Raw genomic sequence first — 6,962 nt, forward strand, 5'->3', positions numbered from 1 at the left:
TTTTCTAAAAAGCTTCAGAAGACGCCGCCTTTCTGAAAAAAGGCGGCGTCCGAAAACTGTTCCTGTTTTCTATCAAGGATGTGTTTTCAAACTAAAATGAGGTGGTCCCTTATGCAGCGTCCACCCCAAACCTTCTGCACGCTCACACCCGCCCGCGCGCCATCGCGACCATGACCGCCAGCCGGTCGCCAATGCCGCGCGCGCCACCGTCATCTTCCCCATCCGCCCGCAGGTCACGCCGCCCCAGCACGGCCGGCAGGGCGGCAGGCAGGACCGTGCGCGGCAGGCGTGGCGCAATCGTCAGGGCGCGGGCATGGAATGCCGCCCCTTCGGCACGCAGCAGGGCATGCAGCGCCGCCCTCTGTCCGGCGGTGGCCGCCCCATCGCGCAGGCCATCACGTTCCAGCCCCACGGCGTCAAGCGCCACATCCGGCAGCGGGCACCGTCCCGAACGCAGCACCGCCCCCAGATGCCGCGCCAGTGCGCCCGCGCCATAAACCGCACCCAGTTCCGCCACCGCATCGCACGCCACATCGTCGCGAGGGTCCAGCACCTCCGCCATTGCACGCTGCACCCCACCGGCCCCCGCGCGCATATTGGCGCGCCACGCGGGCCAGTCAGGCAACCCGTCGAGTTCACATTCACGCGCATCGACAATGCCACGCACGGTATCCGCCCGCACCGCGCCACATGCCAGCAGGTCCACCAGGGCAATGGCCACCGGGTGGCGTTGCGGGTCGCCCCCGTCAATGACGTCACGCCACCATTGCAGGCGGATCATCCCCGCGATCGGCCCCGCCACCGCCCAGGAGGCAGGAGTCGAAAGCGCGCGAACACACTCGTGATTAAAGGCAACCAGCGTCATCGCCGCCTCCCGCGCGGGGGCGGGCACAAACAGCGCGCACAGGAAACGGTCCGGGTCGAAACGTCGCGCAATCGCGCCACATTCAGACAGGCCATCGGTGGAATGTTCTGCATCCCGGGTCGGGGTCATGACGTTAGGGGTCCATGCGTTACGATACGCCCGCGCCGAGGCGTGTGACTTGACGCACCCGCCGCGCGCCCATAGCTGTTTAGGGGTAGCGGTGCGATACCGCCTTTTGCAATCGCCAGGAGAATGTTCATGGCTTTCGAATTGCCCTCCCTCCCCTTCGCTTACAATGCCCTTGCCGCGCGCGGCATGTGCCAGGAAACGCTTGAACTGCACCATGACAAGCATCATCAGGCCTATGTGACGGCGCTGAACGGCTTTGTCGAATCCAAGCCCGCGCTGCAGGGCAAGTCGCTGGAGGAAATCATCCTGGCGGTAAAGGGTGATCCGGCACAGGCCCCCGTGTTCAACAATGCGGGACAGCATTGGAACCACATCCTGTTCTGGCAGAACCTGTCGCCCACGGGTGGCGCGATTCCCGATTCCGTATCCAAGAAGCTGGTTGAGGATTTCGGCAGCATCGAAAAGTTCAAGGCCGATTTCAAGGCCGCCGCCGCGTCACAGTTCGGGTCGGGCTGGGCCTGGCTGGTGCTTGGCCCCGACGGCAAGCTTGCGGTGACGAAGACGGCCAATGGCTCCAACCCGCTGGCCGAAGGCCAGGGCAAGGTGCTGCTTGGCCTCGACGTGTGGGAACACTCCTACTACCTCGACTTCCGCAACCGTCGCCCTGACTATATCGTCAACTACCTCGACAAGCTGGCGAATTATGAATTCGCCGAAGCGCAGCTCAAGGCCGCGTAAGGCATCACGCCAATTGCCGGGATGGCCCCCGGGCCATCCCCAGGAAACCCGGCCGTGCATGCGGCCGGGTTTTTTCGTCTTGCCAGATGGCATGTGCCCCCTATGGCCCGCCATCCCGCCGCTTCCATAAAGGTTTATGCCAAGACATTGCCAAAGGGCTTTACAGAAGACATCACCTTTTGAAAAAAGTGACGGTCGGAACCTTCTGTTTTTTAGCAATGGCTTGTTTTCCGACGACCTTTGACCCACTGACGTGCCTTCTCCATGGCACGAGCCGCAGGACCGCGAGATGACCCTTCATTCATGGTGGCTGTTTTCCGTCGCCGTCTTCCTCCTGTGCGCCATTCCCGGCCCCAACATGCTGCATGTGCTGACACGCAGCGTCCATTTCGGGGTTCGGCGCACCACTGCCGCCATGGCGGGGTGCCTGCTTGCGCTGCTTGTGGCACTTGGCGCCTCCGCCGCGGGCCTCAGCGCGGCACTCGCCGCATCGCCCAAGCTGTTTGGCGTCCTGCGTGTGGCCGGGGCATGTTACCTTGTTTTCCTTGGGATCAAGGCATGGCGTGCGGATGCGGGCACACCGCCGCTACAAGGGGACGGGCAAGGAGACGGGCAGGCCATGGCGGACATGACATCGGACGCCATATCCGCCGCAACACCCGACCCTGCGGGTACAACCACGTTCGCCCTGTTTCGCGGCGGGTTCCTTGTGGCGATCAGCAATCCCAAGCTGTTGCTGTTCGCGGCTGCATTCTTCCCACAGTTCATCAATCCCGCCGCCCCGCGCCTGGGCCAGTTTTCCATCCTTGTCGCGACATTCGCCACGATCGAGACGGCATGGTACATGATCTATGCACTGGGGGGCCGCAAGATGGCGGCCTATCTGGAGCGCCCGACACTGAAGCGGGCATTCAACCGGATCACCGGGGGCATTTTCATCGGTTTTGGCGCGATCCTGCTGCGCGCCCGCGCCTGATTGGTCCCGGTCGGCCCACAGCCAGATTGACCGCCACAGGCCTGCTGCACACAGCATGATCGGCTGGAATGACATTTTTCTGGTGAGGATCTGTTTCAGACAAGTCCTCACCAGGATGTTGCCTTTCCGAAAACGGCAACATCAGAACTTTTTACAGTGCATCAAGGGGGGGTCTTAACTCCTCCCCTCAATCCTTCTTGGCCGGGGTCGCGTCGTTGGCTGGGGTCGCGACACTGGTGATGACGGTGCTGATGGTATCGCGCAGGACCGTCACACGCACGTTGGGGGCAAGTTCGACCTCGACCTCGTTCGAACCCTCGCTCACTTTCTGGACAACGGCGATGATCCCGCCTGCCGTCAGCACCCGGTCGCCCCGACGCAGGGCAGAAAGCTGGCTGCGCAACTGCTTCTGCTTGACCTGCTGCGGGCGGATCAGCAGAAAATAGAAAATACCGAACATCGCGACATAAGGCAGGATGGACATCAGCCCTTCGGCGCTGAATCCACCGCCTCCGGCCGATTGGGCATAGGCTGGGGTCGTCAGGAAATTGTCAAAAAGAGAGCGCATGGGCAGCTTTCCGGCATGATACAGGTTGGAACGGGTTGCAGGGTTGCGATGCGGACCATAGTTTTCGCCTGTTTCCCGTCAAGGCGTCACTTCGCCATTGCATATGGTCCGACGCGCTCCGGATACCAGTCAGCATATGCTGTCGCCCCTTGTCCAAGACCCAGGATCGACGATGGATTCCAACCTGCTTCCCCTCCTTGAACGGATCGCCTCCGCGCTGGAGCGCCTCTCGCCACCGGCGCCCAGCCTTGGCGGCCTCGAAACTGCCGATGCCTTCATCTGGCATCCCGCGCTGGGGCGCCTGTCTCCCGTGGCGCATGTGGCGCATGTCGATATCGGCCTGCTGCGCGGGGTGGAACGCCAGCGCAACATGCTGCTGGAAAATACGCGGCATTTCGCGCAGGGACTGCCCGCCAACAACGCCATGCTGTGGGGCGCGCGCGGCATGGGCAAATCATCACTGGTCAAGGCGGCGCACGCACAGGCCAACATGGTGGATGGAAAACCCGCCCCCCGGGGCGCGGGTCGCGTGGCGCTGGTGGAAATCCAGCGCGAGGACCTGTCCACCCTGCCCGAACTGCTTGCCCTGCTGCGGGAGAGTTCGCGGCGGTTCATCGTCTTTTGCGATGACCTGTCATTCGAACGCGAAGATGCGGATTACAAGGCGCTGAAATCCGTGCTGGACGGTGGTATCGCGGGACGTCCGGCCAACGTCCTGTTCTATGCCACATCGAACCGCCGCCACCTGATGCCGCGCGAGATGATCGAGAATGAAAGTTCAACCGCCATCAACACCGCTGAAGCGACAGAGGAGAAGGTCTCCCTTTCCGACCGGTTCGGACTGTGGATCGGTTTTCACAACTGCGCGCAGGATACGTTCATGGACATGGTGCGTGGATATGCGCGCGAACGTCACCTGCCGATCGACGATGCCGACCTGGTGCGCCGCGCCAATGCATGGTCACTGTCGCGCGGTGGCCGGTCGGGCCGTGTCGCGTTCCAGTTCATCGAGGACCTGACGGCGGAACTTTCCACCCAAGAATGATCCAGCACATGGACCGCCCCGCGACCACGCGCCATGATGGTGCGCCGGGACGGTCCCCACCGCCCCATGCCAACACAAGGTCGCACCCCCATCACGGGACAGGAGGATATGTGACAAAGTATGAGTGTGCGGAACCATTTATGCTTCCCGTGAAAAACATCCTTATATACCGTGATGGATATACCTGACCGTATCGGTTGACAGAGCAACGCCACCTGGGATTCCTGGCATGTCCGATTGCCACGGCCATCTTCAAAATCAAGAGAGACAATGGACAAATTGCTATCGTCAGACAGCATGCCGCCCCTGACCACAGGCCGACGCGACCTGCGTCGCATCCATGCGCATCCTGACAACTGGTACCCCGTTGCATGGTCGCGCGAACTGCGTCCGGGCAAGACAATCGGAACACGTTACGCGGGCCTGCCCATCGCGCTGGTGCGCCCACGCGAGGGGGGGAGCGTCTTTGCGCTGGAGGATCGCTGCGCCCACCGTCAGGTGCCCCTGAGCAAGGGCACCGTCAAGGGAGACTCGGTGCAATGCTGCTATCACGGCTGGGCCTATGGCCGGTCGGGACGCTGCATCGACGTTCCCTATCTCGGCAAGGGCAAGCTGCCGAACGGGGTGCGCACCTATCCGTGCCGTGAACAGGACGGGCTGATCTTCATCTTCCCCGGCGACCCGGAAAAAGCGCAGGACCAGGCCCTGCCGCAACTGGCGCAGGTCGCGAACCCGGCCTACAAGACACGCCGCTTTGGCCGTACCATCAAATGCCACTACAGCTTCATGCATGAAAACCTGATGGATATGAACCACCAGTTCATGCACATGAAGCAGATGGGCGAGATGAAGCCCCGCTTCCTGGGGCAGGAACGCACCGCAAACATGGTGGAGGCGCGTTACAGCTTTGCGCGCACGGGCGGCAAGCAGCCGATTGGCGAGGCACTGATTTTCGGGCAGAAGCGCGACAACAGCGACAAGTACGCACATCGCGACGTCATGACGATCCGCACCGTCTATCCCCACCAGACGCTGTCGATTCGCACGGGCGACAACGACCCGGTCATGGACCTGTGGATTTCCTATGTCCCGCAGGATGCGCAACAGTTGACCAACCGCGTCTTTGGCCTGTTGTCGATCAAGCGTCCGGGCATACCGGGGCTGCTTGACCTTGCATGGCCGTTCCTGACTGCCTTTACCGAACGGATCTTCCGCGAGGACCGCGAAATCGTGGAGATGGAGCAGGAGGCATGGAACGAACAGGGCGGCGATCGCAATCAGGAAATCTTTCCCGTGATCTGCAACCTGCGCGCGCTTCTGGCTGAATGCGGGCTGCCGGCCGAAGATGACACCCCCGCGCCCGCCGCGCCACAGGCCAGCAGATGACAGCCGGCGAACAGTCACGATTTGCAGGCACGGCACTGGAGGCGGGCGACTACCTACTGCGTGAGGTCAGGGCCGCCGATGCACCGGTCATGCATCGCCTGATCAATGACTGGAGCGTGGTGCGCATGCTCAGCCGCGTGCCGTTTCCCTATTCACGGGAACTGACGGATGAATGGATCGCCTCCACCATCGCACAGTCACGCGACGGCACGGCCTATCACTTCGCCATCACCTGCCCGCAGGCGGCAAACCCGGATGAACTGATCGGCTGTCTCGGGCTCAGGATCGACCATGCCAACCGTTCGGGCACCCTGGGCTATTGGGTGGCGCGCACGCACTGGAACCGCAAGGTGGCGTCCACCACGGCAGGACGGCTGGCACGGTGGGCCATGGCCAACCTGCCGGTTGAACGGCTGACGGCGGCGGTGGCATATGACAACCATCCCTCCATCGCCGTGCTGCGTCGCATCGGCTTTCGCGAAATCGGGACAGGCCATCAGGAATTCGTCTCCCGCGGGGGGGAATATCCCGTCCTGTGCTTTGAGGCACGCCATGCCGACCTGTCGGGCACCGGCACGTCGCCCGACACCGGTGAGGACAACCAGACGCGACGGAAGAAAAGCGTACTGGTCGCGGCTGTCGCCCTGGTCGATACGGACGGGCGTATCCTGCTGGCGCGACGGCCAGAGGGGAAATCCATGGCTGGCCTGTGGGAATTCCCCGGCGGCAAGGTAGAGCCGGGTGAAACACCAGAGGTCGCGTTGATCCGCGAACTTGACGAGGAGCTGGGCATCGATGTCGCCCGCTCCTGCCTGGCGCCATTTACCTTTGTTTCCCACGATTACGGGCATTTCCACCTTCTGATGCCGCTTTATGTCTGTCACCGGTGGAAAAACACCCCTACCCCGCGGGAGGGGCAGACCCTGGAATGGGTTGCGGCCAACCGCCTGCATGAATATGCCATGCCCGATGCGGACAAGCCGCTGGTCCCGCTGCTGCGCGATCTTGTCTGATCCATCCTGCGGCTGTGAGGCATCTGAGAGACTGCCTGAAAACAAGACGTTGATAAAAAACAAGAAAAGTTTTTTGGGTGCTGCCTTTTTCCAAAAAGGCAGCGTCTTTCGAAGCTTTTCAGGGCCTGTTTGGAATTAAGTTTTCTAAAGGACCCAGATGGCTTCGTATTCTTTGCTTTTTGATCTTTGCCAGGTCTTTGTACAAGCAAAAAGGGAGTGCCGAGGCACTCCCTTTCGCATGG

The 6,962-nt window shown here is 61.8% G+C and carries 7 protein-coding genes; 5 read left to right on the forward strand and 2 right to left on the reverse strand.

Annotation, left to right across the window (positions count from 1 at the left end; translation table 11 throughout):
- Positions 1-142 precede the first annotated feature (142 nt).
- On the reverse strand, positions 143-994 hold the full coding sequence (locus tag B7G66_RS07160; RefSeq protein WP_003618053.1) for a phytoene/squalene synthase family protein: 852 nt from the start codon (positions 992-994) through the stop codon (positions 143-145).
- Positions 995-1,123: 129 nt separating this feature from the next.
- Between B7G66_RS07160 and B7G66_RS07165 the strand changes: the two genes are divergently transcribed.
- Together B7G66_RS07165 and B7G66_RS07170 are read left to right on the forward strand one after the other, a co-directional pair.
- A complete protein-coding gene (locus tag B7G66_RS07165) occupies positions 1,124-1,732 on the forward strand; it encodes a superoxide dismutase (RefSeq protein WP_040511584.1) in 609 nt (202 codons plus the stop codon).
- Between the two features lie 289 nt (positions 1,733-2,021).
- Positions 2,022-2,708 carry a LysE family translocator gene (locus B7G66_RS07170; RefSeq protein WP_003618049.1) on the forward strand — a complete coding sequence of 229 codons (687 nt, stop codon included), beginning with the start codon at positions 2,022-2,024 and terminating at the stop codon, positions 2,706-2,708.
- Between the two features lie 187 nt (positions 2,709-2,895).
- On the opposite strand, the gene yajC is transcribed toward B7G66_RS07170, so the two are convergent.
- A complete protein-coding gene (gene yajC / locus B7G66_RS07175; RefSeq protein ID WP_003618048.1) occupies positions 2,896-3,276 on the reverse strand; it encodes a preprotein translocase subunit YajC in 381 nt (126 codons plus the stop codon).
- Positions 3,277-3,448: 172 nt separating this feature from the next.
- Between yajC and B7G66_RS07180 the strand changes: the two genes are divergently transcribed.
- The 3 genes from B7G66_RS07180 to mutT all read left to right on the forward strand — a co-directional run bounded on the left by B7G66_RS07180 (position 3,449) and on the right by mutT (position 6,720).
- On the forward strand, positions 3,449-4,321 hold the full coding sequence (locus B7G66_RS07180; RefSeq protein WP_003618047.1) for an ATP-binding protein: 873 nt from the start codon (positions 3,449-3,451) through the stop codon (positions 4,319-4,321).
- Positions 4,322-4,591: 270 nt separating this feature from the next.
- Positions 4,592-5,707 carry an aromatic ring-hydroxylating oxygenase subunit alpha gene (locus tag B7G66_RS07190; RefSeq protein WP_003618045.1) on the forward strand — a complete coding sequence of 372 codons (1,116 nt, stop codon included), beginning with the start codon at positions 4,592-4,594 and terminating at the stop codon, positions 5,705-5,707.
- A complete protein-coding gene (gene mutT / locus B7G66_RS18955; RefSeq protein WP_003618043.1) occupies positions 5,704-6,720 on the forward strand; it encodes an 8-oxo-dGTP diphosphatase MutT in 1,017 nt (338 codons plus the stop codon). Before B7G66_RS07190 ends, mutT begins: the two co-directional genes overlap by 4 nt.
- Positions 6,721-6,962: the final 242 nt, after the last annotated feature.

Origin of the sequence: Novacetimonas hansenii JCM 7643 (assembly GCF_000964405.1) — a bacterium.
GTDB classification, from domain to species: Bacteria; Pseudomonadota; Alphaproteobacteria; order Acetobacterales; family Acetobacteraceae; genus Novacetimonas; species Novacetimonas hansenii.

Excerpts from the sequence above, each read along its gene's own strand:
- B7G66_RS07160 (WP_003618053.1), bottom strand. The coding sequence starts at position 994 with ATGACCCCGACCCGGGATGCAGAACATTCCACCGATGGCCTGTCTGAA.
- yajC (WP_003618048.1), bottom strand. The coding sequence starts at position 3,276 with ATGCGCTCTCTTTTTGACAATTTCCTGACGACCCCAGCCTATGCCCAA.
- B7G66_RS07170 (WP_003618049.1), top strand. The coding sequence starts at position 2,022 with ATGACCCTTCATTCATGGTGGCTGTTTTCCGTCGCCGTCTTCCTCCTG.
- B7G66_RS07190 (WP_003618045.1), top strand. The coding sequence starts at position 4,592 with ATGGACAAATTGCTATCGTCAGACAGCATGCCGCCCCTGACCACAGGC.
- B7G66_RS07180 (WP_003618047.1), top strand. The coding sequence starts at position 3,449 with ATGGATTCCAACCTGCTTCCCCTCCTTGAACGGATCGCCTCCGCGCTG.
- B7G66_RS07165 (WP_040511584.1), top strand. The coding sequence starts at position 1,124 with ATGGCTTTCGAATTGCCCTCCCTCCCCTTCGCTTACAATGCCCTTGCC.
- mutT (WP_003618043.1), top strand. The coding sequence starts at position 5,704 with ATGACAGCCGGCGAACAGTCACGATTTGCAGGCACGGCACTGGAGGCG.